The organism is Leifsonia aquatica (assembly GCF_014190775.1).
In the GTDB taxonomy this organism is placed as follows: domain Bacteria; phylum Actinomycetota; class Actinomycetes; order Actinomycetales; family Microbacteriaceae; genus Leifsonia; species Leifsonia aquatica.
Map to the genome: position 1 here is coordinate 828,654 of NZ_JACHVP010000001.1, position 14,457 is coordinate 843,110.

A 14,457-nucleotide genomic window follows, 5' to 3' on the forward strand; every position below is an offset into this window, starting at 1 on the left:
CGGCGTCGGGGAGCGCCGGCCGGCCGGTAATGTGGGGGTGTCCGCCCGCATCGACCACGCAGGAGTGCCATGTCCCAGACCGTCAAGCTCGCCGTCATCCCCGGAGACGGAATCGGCCCCGAGGTGATCGCCGAGGCGGTCAAGGTCCTGGATGCGGTCGGCGAGGGAAGCGGCCTCGCGTTCGAGAAGACCCACTTCTCGCTCGGTGCCGACCGCTACCTGGCGACGGGCGACGTGCTGACGGACGAGGACCTCGCGTCGATCTCGTCCCACGACGCGATCCTGCTCGGCGCCGTCGGCGGCAAGCCGGGTGACCCGCGGCTGGCCGGTGCGAACATCGAGCGCGGTCTGCTGCTGAAGCTCCGCTTCTCGCTCGACCACTACGTGAACCTCCGCCCCACGACCCTGTTCCCCGGCATCGCCAGCCCGCTGGCGAACCCGGGCGAGGTCGACTTCGTCGTCGTCCGCGAGGGCACGGAGGGCCCGTACGTCGGCAACGGCGGCGCCATCCGCCAGGGCACGCCGCACGAGATCGCGAACGAGGTCTCCGTGAACACGGCGTACGGCGTCGAGCGCGTCGTCCGGTTCGCGTTCGAGCAGGCCGAGCAGCGCCGCAAGAAGCTCACGCTGGTGCACAAGACCAACGTGCTCACCTTCGCCGGCGGGCTCTGGAAGCGGATCGTGGACGCGGTCGCCGCCGAGCACCCGTCGGTCGCGGTCGACTACCTGCACGTGGACGCCGCCACCATCTTCCTGGTCACCGATCCTGCTAGATTTGACGTGATCGTCACGGACAACCTCTTCGGCGACATCCTCACCGACCTCGCGGCCGCGATCAGCGGCGGCATCGGGCTGGCAGCGTCGGGCAACATCAACCCCGCCGGCGCATTCCCGAGCATGTTCGAACCGGTTCACGGATCGGCTCCGGACATCGCCGGCCAGCAGAAGGCCGACCCCACCGCCGCGATCCTCTCCGTCGCACTCCTGCTCCGCCACCTCGGCGCCCAGGAGCAGGCGACCCGCGTGGAGCAGGCGGTGTCCGCCGACCTGGCCTCCCGCAGCGGGGCGCAGCGCACGACCGCCGAGATCGGCGACGCGATCGCCGCCCGGGTGGCGCAGAATTAGATCACCGTGCTTCACCGCATGCAGCGCAAAGGACTCTCATGAACGCTTCCACCAGCATCACCCTCACCAGCGGCCCCACCGAGACCAGCGGTCTCCTCTGGCAGGTCACGCGCAATGAGGCCGCCCGCAGCGCGGCCGAGCGTGCGGAGATCCTCGCCGACCCGGGCTTCGGCAACTACTTCACGGACCACATGGTCGACATCTGCTGGTCCGCCAAGGGAGGCTGGCACCGGCCGCGCGTCTCGCCCTACGGCCCCATTCAGCTCGAGCCGTCGGCGGCCGTGCTGCACTACGCGCAGGAGATCTTCGAGGGACTGAAGGCGTACCGTCACGCCGACGGGTCGATCTGGACCTTCCGCCCGGAGGCCAACGCGGCCCGCATGCAGCGCTCCGCCTACCGCCTCGCGCTGCCCGAGCTGCCGGTCGAGCACTTCCTCGACTCGATCAAGCAGCTCGTCGCGGTGGACGGCGACTGGGTGCCGACGGCGCCCGAGACCAGCCTCTACCTGCGTCCGTTCATGTTCGCCAAGGAGGCGTTCCTCGGGGTGCGCCCGGCGAACAAGGTCGCGTACTACCTGATCGCGAGCCCCGCGGGCGCCTACTTCTCGGGCGGCGTCGCACCCGTCTCCATCTGGCTCTCCGACCGCTGGTCCCGCGCGGGCCACGGCGGGACGGGAGCTGCGAAGACCGGCGGCAACTACGCCTCCAGCCTCCTGCCGCAGGCCGAGGCGGCCGAGCACGGCTGCGCCCAGGTGCTCTTCCTCGACTCGGTGGAGGGGAAGTACCTCGAGGAGCTCGGCGGGATGAACGTCGTGCTCGTCTACAAGGACGGCACCGTGGTGACGCCCGAGTCGGACAGCATCCTCGACGGCATCACGCTCGACTCGATCCTGCAGCTCGCCCGCGACCGCGGCCACGCGGTGCACCGCCGCAAGGTGACCATCGACGAGTGGCGCGACGGTGTGGAGAGCGGCGACATCGTCGAGGTCTTCGCCTGCGGCACGGCCGCGGTGATCACCCCGATCGGCGAGCTCAAGTCCGACACGTTCACGGTGGGCGACATCACCGCGCCTCCCGGCGAGCTGACGATGGCGCTGCGCCAGGAGCTCACCGACATCCAGTACGGCCGCGTGCGCGACCGCCACAACTGGATGACGCGCCTGGACGGCTGAGCCAGCCGGTACCGGAGGAGTCCTCGCCCGGCACGCCGGGCGATCGCAGGCAACGGAGGAGATCCCGCCCGAATCGGGCGGGATCTCCTCCGTTTGTGGGTGCGGGCGGCACCCGGGGACGGGATATCCTCCGCTAGCGACGGCCGAGTGCGTGCAGGGCGGTTCGCACGTCGTCCGGCGAGTTCCAGAGGTGGAAGGCGACGCGGGCGCGACCGGCGCGTCCCGATGCGCGGAGGCCCGCGGCGGTGAGCGCCGCGAGCGCCGTGCCCTCGCGGTCCGGCCAGCTGACGATCGCGCTCCCGCCGGCGTCCACGCCCAGCCCGTCGGCGAAGGCGGCGGCCAGGCCGGTGGCGTGGGCGTGCACGTCGGCGGCGTCCAGCTCGTCGAACAGGCTCAGCGCTGCGGCCGTGCCCGGCCAGACCGGCCAGGCGGGGGAGACGTCGAACCGGCGTGCGCTGGAGGCGGGGGCCGCGAGCGGGCCGTAGCACGAGCTCCACGGGTCCTCCCCGGCGAACCAGCCGGCCTGCACCGGGTTGAGGGCGTCGAGCATCCTCCCGCCGACGGTGAGGAACGCCGACCCGCGGGGCGCGCAGAGCCACTTGTACGCGTGCGTCACGGTCGCGTCGAAGCGGGAGGCGTCGACCGGCAGCCAGCCGAGCGCCTGGGTGAGGTCGGCGAAGGTGCGTGTGCCCGTGCGTGCGCAGGCGGCGAGCAGCGCATCGGCGTCGGCGATCTCTCCCGTCGCGGACTGGACGAGCGAGAAGGCCACGAGCCACGTGCGCTCGTCGACGGCGTCCGCCAGCGCCTCGAGCGGCGCGGATCGTACGGACACCCCGCGATGGGCCTGTGCGTGGAACGGGGCGACCATCGAGGCGAAGTCCCCGTCCGCGCAGAGCACCGTGGCGCCGTCCGGCACCGACGCCGCCACCAGAGCCGCCAGCACCGAGACCTGCGAGCCGATCGCGACGGCCTCCACGGAGACGCCGGCGAGGCGGGCGAAAGAAGCGCGTGCGCGTCGAACGGCGTCGTCGTAGTCGGCGGGCGTCGACGCTCCGGCCGCCCAGCGCTCCAGGTCGGCGCGTCCCGCGGCGACCGTCTCATGGGTCGGCAGCCCCTGCGTGCAGGCGGCCAGATAACCCGAGCCGGCAGGGAAGCGGTTCTGGAGGGTGAGCATGAGTCCACGGTGGAGGACCACGACCCATCGCACCAGAGCAGGTATTGAATCGAAATCATCAGCTCTGCTTATGATTGCCGCATGCTCCCCGACGACCTCGACTCCCACAGCCTGCGCGTCGTGCGCGCGATCGCCGACGAGGGCTCGATCACGCGCGCGGCGGACGCCCTCGGCTACAGCCAGCCCGCCATCAGCCAGCATCTGCGCCGGCTGGAGGCGCGCATCGGTCTGCCGGTCGTCTCCCGCGCCGGTCGCGGGGTGCGGCTGACGGAGGCGGGACGCGTGCTGGCCCGTCACGCGCTGACCGTCACCACCGCCCTCGACGCGGCGGCCGGCGAGCTCGACGACCTGCGCGGCCTCCGCACCGGGCGGGTGCGACTGGCGGGGTTCCCGTCCGCCTCGTCCTCGATCGTCCCGCGCCTGCTCAGCACGATGGAGGCGACGCATCCCGGCGTCCGGATCACGTACCTGGAGGCGGAGCCTCCCGAGGCCGTCGCCGCCGTCCGCGCGCAGACCGCCGACCTGGCCATCACCTTCAGCTACCCGGGCGACCGGGTCGACCCGCACCGCGAGAGCGCGCGCGGCCTCGCCGTCGCGCCCCTCTGGCACGACGAGATGCTGGTCGCGCTGCCGGCCGGGCACCGGCTCGCAGCGAACGATCGGGTGGACCTCGCGGATCTCGCCGCAGAGGCCTGGATCGGCGGCTGCCCGCGCTGCCGCGGCCACCTCCTGGAGCTGACGGCGGGGCGCGGCTACGAGCCGCGCATCGCCTACGAGACCGACAACTTCGTCGCCGTGCTGCGCATGGTGGCGGAGGGGATGGGCGTGGCACTGCTCCCGGGACTCGCCGTCGGCTCGGCGGGGGTGCAGCCGGGTGTCGTGCTGCGCGCGACGGGCAACCGCGACCACCGCACGATCAATCTCGTCGGCGCCGCGGGGGCCGACGTCGTGCCGGCCATCGCGGCGACGGCGGAGGCGATCGCCGGGCTCGCGGTCGAGGAGTGGCGGCTAGCATCGGTGGGATGAGCGACGACACGGTTTTCGCAGTGGTCGGCCCGGGCGCCGTCGGCGGCCTGCTGGCCTGGCTGCTGCATCGGGCGGGGCAGGACGTCGTGGCGGTGGGCCGCCCGGCGACGGTCGAGGCCATCCGCGCCGAGGGCATCGAGGTGCGCAGCGCGCAGTTCGGCGACGGCGTCGAGCGCGTCCCCGCCGACACGGTGGTGCCCGCGGGCGCGAGCGTGCTGCTGGCGACGAAGGCCTACGGCCTCGACGCCGTGCTGCCCGACATCGCGGCCTCCCGGCCCGTCGAGGTCGTCTCGTTCCTGAACGGCGTCGAGCACGTCGGTCCGCTGCGCGCGGCGCTCCCCGGAATCCCCGTGGCCGGCGCGTCCGTCGCGGTCTCCGCGCTGCGCCTGTCGCCGACCGTGATCGACCACCGCAGCCCGTTCGTCAACATCGAGGCGCCGGAGACGGCGGCCGGTTTCGCCGCGGTGCGCGCGCTCGACGGCGCCGGCCCGCGCGTCCGCGCGCAGGGCACCGAGCCCGAGGTGCTCTGGGCGAAGTTCCGGATGCTCGCCGGTCTCGCCCTGCTCACGTCGTACTGGCGCCAGCCGGCCGGGAGCGCCCTGAGCGAGGATCCCGAGCTCACGGAGGCTGTCGTCGCGGAGATCGCGGCCTGCTCGACCGCCGAGGGGGTGCCGGCGACGGCGCTCGACGTCATGCGGGTGCTCGGCAGCGTCCCGGGCGCGATGCGCACCTCTCTCCAGGAGGACCTCGCGGCCGGTGCGCCCAGCGAGCTCGACGCGATCGGCGGGGCGCTCCTGCGCATCGGCGAGCGGCACGGCGTCCCGACGCCCGCCATCGCCCGCATCGTGGCGGCGCTAGGCTCGTAGGGTGAAGATCGCACGGTTCAGCCACGATGGCGCCATCGACTACGGGATCGTCGACGAGGACGCCCTCGTCGTCCTCGCCGGAGACCCCCTGTTCACCGGATTCGACACCACCGGGGAGCGCGTGCCGCTCGGTAAGGTCGGCGCCCTGCTCGCGCCGGTCATCCCGCGCTCCAAGGTCGTCGCGGTGGGCAAGAACTACCGGGAGCACGCCGCCGAGATGGGTGGCGAGGCCCCGGAGGAGCCCCTGCTGTTCCTCAAGCCGAACACCTCGGTGATCGGACTGGGCGACGCCATCCTGCTGCCGCCGCAGTCGCAGCAGGTGGAGTTCGAGGGCGAGCTGGCCGTCGTGATCGGCACGATCGCCCGCAACGTGCCCGAGGCGAAGGCGCACGAGCACATCTTCGGCTACACCGTCGCCAACGACGTCACCGCCCGCGACCTGCAGAAGAAGGACGGGCAGTGGACGCGCGCGAAGGGCTTCGACACCTTCTGCCCGCTCGGCCCGGTGATCGAGACCGAGCTCGACCCGGAGGCGTTCCTGCGCACGCGGGTCAACGGCGAGCTCAAGCAGGAGGCGCGCCTGTCGGAGATGGTGCACGACATCCCGTCGATCATCGCCTACGCCTCGAGCGTGTTCACCCTGCTGCCGGGCGACGTCATCCTGACCGGCACGCCGGCCGGGGTCGGCCCGCTCGTGGCGGGGGACACCGTCGAGGTGGAGGTCGAGGGCGTCGGGTCCCTCGTCAACCCCGTCCGCGCTCCCAAGTAGGGCTCGCGCGCAGGGCGCTCCCCAGTAGGATTGGGAGCGGTATGTCAGACAACGCTTCGCACCCCTTCTCCACGGCCACCGGCTCGGACGTCCGCGTCCGCTTCTGCCCGTCGCCGACCGGCACCCCGCACGTCGGGCTGATCCGCACGGCCCTGTTCAACTGGGCGTACGCGCGGCACACCGGCGGCAAGCTCATCTTCCGCATCGAGGACACCGATGCGGCTCGCGACAGCGAGGAGAGCTACGCGCAGATCATCGATGCCCTCACCTGGCTGAAGCTGGACTGGGACGAAGGCGTGAACGTCGGCGGCCCGCACGGGCCGTACCGGCAGTCGCAGCGCGGGGAGATCTACCGCGACCTCATCGAGCGCCTGGTCGCCTCCGGGCACATCTACGAGAGCTTCGCCACCGGCGAGGAGATCGAGGCGCGCAACGTCTCGCTCGGCCGCGACCCGAAACTCGGCTACGACAACTTCGAGCGCGAGCTGACCGACGACCAGAAGGCCGCGTATCGCGCGGAGGGCCGCGAGCCCGCCCTGCGCCTGCGCGTGCCCGACGACGACCTCAGCTTCGACGACCTGGTGCGCGGCGAGATCACCTTCCCCGCCGGCTCCTTCAGCGATTTCGTCGTCGTGCGCCCGAACGGGCAGCCCCTCTACACGTTCGTGAACCCGGTGGACGACGCGCTCATGGGCGTGACGCACGTGCTCCGCGGCGAGGACCTCCTGTCGTCCACCCCGCGCCAGATCGCGCTCTACCACGCGCTGATCGACGCCGGAGTGACGACCTTCGTGCCGCGCTTCGGCCACCTCCCGTACGTGATGGGCGAGGGCAACAAGAAGCTCTCCAAGCGCGACCCCGAGTCGAACCTCTTCCACCACCGCGATCGCGGCTTCATCCCCGAGGGCCTCGTCAACTACCTGGCGCTGCTCGGTTGGTCCCTGAGTCACGAGCGCGACATCTTCTCGATCGACGAGATGGTCGCCGCGTTCGATGTCGCCGACGTGAACCCGAACCCGGCCCGCTTCGACCTCAAGAAGGCCGAGTCGATCAACGGGGACCACATCCGGCTGCTGGAGGTCGCCGACTTCGCCGAGCGCACCATCCCGTACCTCGTGGCCGCGGGTGTGCTCACCGAGCCGCTGACGGAGCGTCAGCGCGCCGTCCTCGCCGAGGCTGCGCCGCTCGTCCAGGAGCGCATGCAGCTGCTGGGCGAGGCGCCGGGGATGCTGGGCTTCCTGTTCACCGGCACCGCCTCCCTGGTCGTCGAGGACGACGCGCGCGCTTCCCTTCCGGCCAACACCGGCGAGGTGCTCGCGGCCTCGCTCGGCGCCCTGGAGGACATCCCCGTGGCCGAGTGGACGCACGACGCCATCGAGAGCGCGCTGCGCGACGCCCTGATCGAGACCATGGGACTCAAGCCGCGCGTCGCCTTCGGGCCGCTGCGCGTCGCCGTCTCGGGTCGCCGGGTGTCGCCTCCCCTGTTCGAGTCCATGGAGATCCTGGGCAAGGCCGACACGATCGCGCGGCTCGACCGGCTCTCGGCGTCCCTGGTCTGAGGGGGAGCGGTGCCGGACCAGAGCGTGCCCGACTCCGTCGAGGTCGTCGTCGTCGGCGGGGGACCCGCCGGCCTGTCGACCGCCCTCAACCTGGCTCGCGCCCGGCGCCGGGTGCTCGTCGTCGACGGCAACCGGCCGCGGCACGCGGCGACGCTCATCGCGCGCGGGTTCCTGACCAGGGACGGCGTGCCGCCGCTGGAGCTGCGCCGCCTCGGCCGTGAGGAGGTCGACGCGTACGACAACGCGCAGGTCGTCTTCGCGCAGGTCGGCTCGGTGGAGGTGGAGGGCACCGGCTTCCGCGTCCGCGCCCGCGGTGTGCGCGGGGGAGCGGACGTCGACGTGCTCGCCGACACGCTCGTGCTCGCCACCGGCGTCACCGAGACCATGCCGGCGATCCCGAGCATCCGCGCCTACTACGGCACCCAGCTGCACAGCTGCGTCGAGTGCGACGGCTTCGAGAAGGCCGACGAGCCGCTCGCGCTCATCGGCGAGTCCGCGGACCTCGCCGAGCGCGCCCTGCTCCTCACGCAGTGGACCGACGACCTCGTCGTCTTCACCAACGGGGTCGCGCCCGTGAGCGCCGACGAGGAGCGCGCCCTGGCCAGCCTGGGAGTCGGGGTCGAGCGGCGCCCGATCGACGATCTGGTGGGCGACAAAGGGGTCATGACCGGCGTGCGCCTGACCGACGGGACCGTCGTCGAGCGTGCGGGAGGCTTCGTGCGGCCCGCGTGGGCGCCGGCCCTCGCCTTCGTGAACGGTCTCGACCTCGACCGCGACGGGGACGGCTACCTCGTGACCGATCGGCAGGGCCGCACGTCCCTGCCGGGCGTGTACGCAGCGGGGGAGACGACGGCTCCCGGGCCGCAGCAGCTCATCGTCGCGGCGGGCTCCGGGGCGGTCGTCGCCTCGGCGGTGAACCGCGATCTGATCGGCATGCAGGTCGACGAGCGCGCCGTTTTGTAGTTCGTCGCGCGCGTAGGCTAGAGTTGTTTCTCGTGCCCGGGTCTAGGCCCGAAGCCCTTGGGGTATGGTGTAATTGGCAACACGGCGGTTTCTGGTACCGTTGTTCTTGGTTCGAGTCCAGGTACCCCAGCAAATCAAGCTCCGGTTCATCCGGGGCTTTTTTGCTGTCCGGAGTGACAGGTGCCCCCTTCGAAATCAGCGCGTCGACACTGCAGAATGCATGTAGACGTATTAGTCTGCCCATCAAACGGCTACTAAAGGGGATCAGCTCATGCCTTCCTTCACTCGGCTGGCCGTCGTCGGCGCCACCGGTCTCGCGATGATCGCGGGTGTCCTGACCGCGGCCGCACCGTCGATCGCGGCGTCCCCGACCGACACGTCGCCGACAGCGTCCGCGAGCGCGACGCCGGATCCGACCGCGACACCGGCACCGACGGCGACGCCGGCACCGACGGCGACGCCGGACCCGAGCACCACTCCTGCTCCGGATCCGCAGGCTCCGGTCGCGCAGGAGCCCGGCGCGTCGTCGGCCGACGGGCTGGCCGAGGATCCGTCGCTCACGGTCCAGAACGAAGCGCGCAACCACAGCATGGGGTCGACGATCGCGGCCAACGAGCCGCAGCCGCTGTCGAAGGCCCGCAGCTTCGCGGTCCAGGCGGCAGCGACGCCGCCGGGCGTCCCCGGGCTGGATGTCAGCGGCTGGCAGGTCATGAACGCGTCGACGTGGGCGAGCGTCTACGCCAGCGGAGCCCGCTTCACGTACGTGAAGGCGACAGAGGCCACCGACTACGTCAGCAGCCAGTTCACCGAGCAGTACAACGACTCGTACAACGCCGGGCTGCTGCACGGCGCGTACCACTTCGCGACACCCAACACATCGAGCGGTGCCGCGCAGGCGACGTGGTTCCTGAACCACGGCGGACAGGGTACGCAGGACGGCCGCACGATGCCGCCGCTGCTCGACATCGAGTACAACCCCTACGGCGCCACCTGCTACGGGCTGAGCCAGGCCGCGATGGTCTCGTGGATCCAGGACTTCTCGAACACCATCGTCGCCCGCACGGGCAAGCTCCCGGCGATCTACTCCACCACCAACTGGTGGATCCAGTGCACCGGTAACTCCTCCGCGTTCTCGGCGCACCCCCTCTTCATCGCGCGCTACCCCAACAACATCGCTGACGGCGCGGGCACGCTGCCGGCAGGGTGGTCGGCGTACACCCTCTGGCAGTACTCGAGCACGGGACCCTTCCCGGGGGACTCGGACGTCTTCAACGGATCGCTCACCGACCTCCAGATGTACGGCCTCGGCACCAGCCTGGCCCGCACGGTGAACAACGCAACCGTCTACCTGATAGCAGGCACCAACAAGTACCCGATCAGCAATGGAGTGACACTCGGGGCGCTCGCGCCGCTGGGGCAGGTCGCCTTCGTGGCGCAGAGCTACCTCGATCAATTCGCGACGAAGCAGGTCGCGGGACGGGTCATCCGCGATCCCCAGGGCACGATCTACTTCTACGACTCCGGCATCAAGCTGCCGTTCGGGTCGTGCGGACTGGTCGCCGACTACGGCGGGACCTGCGACGCCAGCGGATACGTGCAGCTGACGAGTCCGCAAGCAGCCCGCTTCGCCACCGGACCCGCTGTCACCCCGCTCATGAACTCCAAGGGCGGCCCGCTGTTCTACGTCCAGGGCGGCCAGCGCCATGAGGTCCTCGACGCCGTCTCCCAGCAGCAGGCCGGGGTCACGGGCTCCTTCAACACGCTGTCGGCGACAGCGCTCACGACGATGCCGGCCGGGAAACCCCTCGTCCGCGACGACGTCTACGTGAAGCGCAGCGGAACCAGCGAGGGCGTCCTGCTGACCGGCGGGAAGGCGTCGGCCATCGATGCCAACGCCGCCACCACGATCGGCCTGGCGAGCAAGGCGGTCGGCTCGCTGGCGACCGAGAGCATCGCGCAGCTCCCGGCAGGCGCACCGTACACCGGCGCCGTGAAGGCCAGCGGAAGCTCCACGATCCAGGTCGTGGCCTCCGACGGGCTGCACGCGTGGCCGGCAGGCGTCGGCGGAGCCGCATTCCAGCCGCTGACCGTCCCCTCGTCGCTGCTGACGGGGTCGCCCGCGAAGCCCGCGATCGCAGCCGGCGCCGCGGTGATGTCGACGGCGAGCGGGACGGTCTACCTGGTGATGCCGGACGACATCCGGCCGATCAGTTCGTGGGATTCGCTCGTCGCGCTGTCGGCGGGCGCGACGCCCACGATCACCGTGGTGCCGCAGGCGCTGATCGCCACCCTGCCGAAGGGGCCCGTCGCCCTCCAGGCCGGGACGATGGTGCGCAACGCCAGCAATGCCACGGTCTACCTCGTGAACGGCGTGACCAACAAGATCCCGTTCTCGAGCTTCGATCCGCCGACGCAGGCCGGGTTCACCCAGTTCACGTTCACCACCGACGACCGGCTGAACGGCTACCCGACGTCGAAGACGCTCCTCGGCTTCGGTGTGATCTGCGGAAGCCAGAAGTATGTCTCCGCCGGTGGAAGCATCCATGCGGTGAGCTCCGCACTGCTGGCCCAGTACCCCTTCACCTACGTGGAGCTCGACACGTTCACGTGCGCTCTGCTCACGAAGGGGATCGACGCGACGGCGTTCATCCGCACGCCCGATGGCTCGATCTTCTACCTCAACGGCGGCCAGAAGCACCCGATCTCCTCGATGGCGCGCTTCAACCAGCTGGCAGCGGGGAAGCCGTACATCGACGTGGTCGCGTCGTTCGCCGCGAGCATCACGACCGGGCCGGCCGCCTAGGCTCGAAGGATGACGTCGACCTCCCGCCCCCTCGCACTCGTCACCGGCGCCTCGCGCGGCATCGGCAAGGCCATCGCCCTCGACCTCGGGCGCACGCACCACGTGCTCGTCGGCGGTCGGGATGCGGAGGCTGTGGATGCGGTGGTGGCGCAGCTGCCGTCGGCGGAACCGTTCGTCGGCGACCTGGCCGCTGGGGAGCTGCCGCCCCTGCCGGAACGTCTCGACGTGCTCGTCCACTCGGCTGGACTCGAGGACGGCGGGACGGTGGGGGACACCGACTTGGAGACCTGGCGGCGCCTGTTCGAGGTGAACGTGTTCGCCGTGGCGGAGCTCAGTCGGCTCGCGCTGCCCGCCCTGCGTGCGGCGGAGGGACTGGTCGTGGTCATCAACAGCGGATCGGGTCTGGTGAGCGGACCGGGCGGAGGTCCGTACGCGGCGTCGAAGTTCGCCGCGCGCGCCCTGACGGACGCGCTGCGCGAGGAGGAGCGACCGCACGGGGTGCGCGTCAGCAGCATCCACCCGGGCCGCGTCGACACGGACATGCAGCGGGCGCTGGTCGCCCGCGAAGGGCACGCGTACGACACGACGTTCACGATCACGCCGGAGATGGTGGCCGCGACCGTGCGGACGGCCGTCGACCTGCCGCCGTCGGGGACGGTGGAGTCGCTCAGCGTGCGGCCGATGCACCGCCGCTGAGCGATCCGGCGTCAGTTGATCAGGCTCTGGACAGCGGCGAAGCCGCCGAGCGCGATCACGACGATCGCCAGCAGGATCCAGACGCCCATGGCGAGCAGGTTGAGGGCGATGCCCCAGCCGGCGCGGCCGCGGGCATAGGGCTCGCGTCCCCGGGACGAGACGCCCAGGACGAGGCCGATCACGGGAGCGAAGAAGGTCCAGCCGACCAGCAGGGAGCAGACTCCGAGCACGAGGCTCGCGGTTCCGCGTCCGGTGCCGATCGGGGTGGGAGCAGTTGTGGTGGTCATGTCGTCAACGCTACGGACCGGGCGGCTGCCGCGGATCGGCCGCGGGTGCCGACTCGTGTCGTACCGGGAGACGATGCGCGCCCGGTGCACCCTCATCCCGGCGGTCGAGGTTCACGTCGTGGCGTTCATTCCGCGGGTTTTGACCGCAACGACGTGAACCTCGGCGGAGGGGGCTAGTCGAGGTGGTCGAGGTAGCGGAGGATGACGCCCTCGCGGAGGGCCCAGGGCACGACCTCCAGCTCGTCCACTCCGAACGCGCGCATGGTCTCGCGGAGGACGACGCCGCCCGCGACGATCTGGAAGGTGCGGTCGGCGGTGATGCCGGGCAGGGCGGTGCGCGACTCGGCGTTCATCTTCGCCAGCCGCGGGACCCAGTCGGACAGGTCGGTGCGGCGGAGCACCGTGCGCTCGGTGCCGCCCGGGCCGGCGGTGGTGGAGCCGGCGAGGCGGGCGAGGGAGCGGATGGTCTTGGAGGTGCCGATGACGTGCTCGTCCGAGCGGCGGCGGGAGAACCGGTCGACGGCCGCGGCGAGGGTCGTGCGTGCGTGGTCGCGGAGTGCGTCGAGCTGGTCATCCCGGGGCGGGTCGTCGGGGAGGAAGCCGATCGTGCTGCGGCCGGCGCCGAGCGGCACGGAGACGGCGACCTCGGGGTACTCGTCCGATCCGGACGCGATCTCGAGCGAGCCGCCGCCGATGTCGAGCAGGAGGATGCTGCCGGACGACCAGCCCGACCAGCGGCGCACGGCCAGGAAGGTCAGGCGCGCCTCGTCCTCGCCCGAGAGCACCTGCAGGTCGACGCCGGTCTCGGTGCGGATGCGTTCCAGCAGCTCGGGACCGTTGGCGGCCTCCCGGATGGCGGAGGTGGCGAAGGGGAGGAGCTCCTCGATGCCCTCCTGCCCGGCGACGCGCATGGCGGCTGCGATGGCGTCGAGGATCGCGGCGCAGCCCTCGTCGCTGATGGCTCCGTCCGCGGTGATGTAGCGCATGAGACGCAGCACGGACTTGTGCGTGGCGGCGGGGATCGGGCGCGCGCCGGGGTGCGCGTCGACGACGAGGAGGTGGATGGTGTTCGAACCGACGTCGAGGACTCCGAGGCGCATGGTTCGACAGTAGTGGGCACTCGGCATACCGAAATACATGCGCGATACGATCGAAATCATGACCCTTCCGCGCTCCGACACCCGTCCTCCGCGCCCGGCGCGCAGCCAGCACGTCTTCGAGGTGGTGCGCACCGAACGGCTGACGCCGCACCTCGTGCGCGTGGTGGTCGGCGGCCCGGCGTTCGACGCCTTCGTGGCGGAGGCGGATCCGGTGACGCTCGCGAAGACGGACAAGTACGTCAAGCTGCTGATGGCCAAGCCCGGGCTCGGCCTGCGTCCGCCGTACGACCTGGAGGCGCTGCGGGCCGAGCTCGCGCCCGAGGATGTGCCGGTGCGCCGCACCTACACGGTCCGCGCGCTCGACGCCGCGGAGAAGACGCTGGCGATCGACTTCGTGGTGCACGGGGACGAGGGGATCGCCGGACCGTGGGCGGCCTCCGCGCAGCCCGGCGACCTCCTGGCGCTCTCGGGCCCGGGCGGGATGTACGCGCCGAGCGACGACGAGGCGGTCGAGCACCTGCTGATCGGCGATGAGAGCGCGCTCCCTGCGATCGCGGCCGCGCTTGAAGCGATGCCCGCGCACGCCCGGGGCCTCGCGCTGATCGAGGTCGGCGGCGCCACGGATCGACTGCCGTTCGTGCACCCGGAGGGCATCGAGGTGCGCTGGGTGCACCGCGACGACGCGGCGGCGGGGGAGCGGCTGGTGGAGGCGGCCCAGGCTCTCCCGCGCCCGACCGGAGCCGTGAAGGTCTTCGCCCACGGCGAGCGGACCGCGATGAAGGGCATCCGCGCCGTGCTGCAGGGCTGGGGCCTCACCCGCGACGACTTCTCCCTGTCCGCCTACTGGGCGCTGGGTCGCGCCGAGGACACGTTCCAGGCCGAGAAGCGGCTGCCGGTCGGCGACTTGTTCGCCTGAC

General features: G+C 71.5%; 13 protein-coding genes and 1 tRNA gene. 11 read left to right on the forward strand and 3 right to left on the reverse strand.

All coding sequences use genetic code 11. The features are described from left to right. The first annotated feature begins 69 nt into the window (after positions 1 to 69). Both FHX33_RS03920 and FHX33_RS03925 read left to right on the forward strand, forming a co-directional pair. Complete coding sequence (locus FHX33_RS03920) at positions 70 to 1,125, forward strand: 3-isopropylmalate dehydrogenase (RefSeq protein WP_021763162.1); 1,056 nt, start codon at positions 70 to 72, stop codon at positions 1,123 to 1,125. A gap of 38 nt (positions 1,126 to 1,163) precedes the next feature. Beyond that, on the forward strand, positions 1,164 to 2,297 hold the full coding sequence (locus FHX33_RS03925; protein WP_021763163.1) for a branched-chain amino acid aminotransferase: 1,134 nt from the start codon (positions 1,164 to 1,166) through the stop codon (positions 2,295 to 2,297). Between the two features lie 133 nt (positions 2,298 to 2,430). Here FHX33_RS03925 and FHX33_RS03930 read toward each other — a convergent pair whose 3' ends face one another. Next, positions 2,431 to 3,471 carry an aminotransferase class V-fold PLP-dependent enzyme gene (locus tag FHX33_RS03930; RefSeq protein WP_183428184.1) on the reverse strand — a complete coding sequence of 347 codons (1,041 nt, stop codon included), beginning with the start codon at positions 3,469 to 3,471 and terminating at the stop codon, positions 2,431 to 2,433. A gap of 81 nt (positions 3,472 to 3,552) precedes the next feature. On the opposite strand from FHX33_RS03930, the gene FHX33_RS03935 reads away from it, so the two are divergent. The 8 genes from FHX33_RS03935 to FHX33_RS03970 all read left to right on the forward strand — a co-directional run bounded on the left by FHX33_RS03935 (position 3,553) and on the right by FHX33_RS03970 (position 12,153). Then, a complete protein-coding gene (locus tag FHX33_RS03935; protein WP_183428185.1) occupies positions 3,553 to 4,497 on the forward strand; it encodes a LysR family transcriptional regulator in 945 nt (314 codons plus the stop codon). Next, on the forward strand, positions 4,494 to 5,363 hold the full coding sequence (locus FHX33_RS03940) for a ketopantoate reductase family protein (protein WP_183428186.1): 870 nt from the start codon (positions 4,494 to 4,496) through the stop codon (positions 5,361 to 5,363). The genes FHX33_RS03935 and FHX33_RS03940 overlap by 4 nt, the downstream gene beginning before the upstream one ends. A gap of 1 nt (position 5,364) precedes the next feature. After that, entirely contained in the window at positions 5,365 to 6,132 is a 768-nt protein-coding gene (locus FHX33_RS03945) for a fumarylacetoacetate hydrolase family protein (protein ID WP_021764017.1), read from the forward strand. Positions 6,133 to 6,173: 41 nt separating this feature from the next. Then, positions 6,174 to 7,691: a glutamate--tRNA ligase gene (gltX, locus tag FHX33_RS03950; RefSeq protein WP_021764016.1), complete on the forward strand. Its 1,518-nt coding sequence runs from the start codon at positions 6,174 to 6,176 to the stop codon at positions 7,689 to 7,691. Between the two features lie 9 nt (positions 7,692 to 7,700). Next, positions 7,701 to 8,654 (forward strand): NAD(P)/FAD-dependent oxidoreductase, encoded by a 954-nt coding sequence (locus FHX33_RS03955; protein WP_021764015.1) that lies wholly within the window; start codon positions 7,701 to 7,703, stop codon positions 8,652 to 8,654. Positions 8,655 to 8,712: 58 nt separating this feature from the next. Continuing rightward, a tRNA-Gln gene (locus tag FHX33_RS03960) sits at positions 8,713 to 8,784 on the forward strand. Between the two features lie 141 nt (positions 8,785 to 8,925). Next, on the forward strand, positions 8,926 to 11,457 hold the full coding sequence (locus FHX33_RS03965; protein WP_211235414.1) for a lysozyme: 2,532 nt from the start codon (positions 8,926 to 8,928) through the stop codon (positions 11,455 to 11,457). A gap of 9 nt (positions 11,458 to 11,466) precedes the next feature. Next, entirely contained in the window at positions 11,467 to 12,153 is a 687-nt protein-coding gene (locus tag FHX33_RS03970) for an SDR family oxidoreductase (protein WP_021764012.1), read from the forward strand. Positions 12,154 to 12,164: 11 nt separating this feature from the next. On the opposite strand, the gene FHX33_RS03975 is transcribed toward FHX33_RS03970, so the two are convergent. Together FHX33_RS03975 and FHX33_RS03980 are read right to left on the reverse strand one after the other, a co-directional pair. Beyond that, a complete protein-coding gene (locus FHX33_RS03975; RefSeq protein ID WP_039922977.1) occupies positions 12,165 to 12,440 on the reverse strand; it encodes a hypothetical protein in 276 nt (91 codons plus the stop codon). 173 nt (positions 12,441 to 12,613) lie between these two features. After that, the gene (locus FHX33_RS03980) at positions 12,614 to 13,540 is read right to left on the reverse strand and encodes a Ppx/GppA family phosphatase (RefSeq protein ID WP_039922975.1); all 927 of its coding nucleotides are present in this window, start codon (positions 13,538 to 13,540) and stop codon (positions 12,614 to 12,616) included. Positions 13,541 to 13,598: 58 nt separating this feature from the next. Here FHX33_RS03980 and FHX33_RS03985 point away from each other — a divergent pair, with 58 nt between their 5' ends. After that, positions 13,599 to 14,456: a siderophore-interacting protein gene (locus FHX33_RS03985; RefSeq protein ID WP_039922980.1), complete on the forward strand. Its 858-nt coding sequence runs from the start codon at positions 13,599 to 13,601 to the stop codon at positions 14,454 to 14,456. Position 14,457 lies beyond the last annotated feature (1 nt).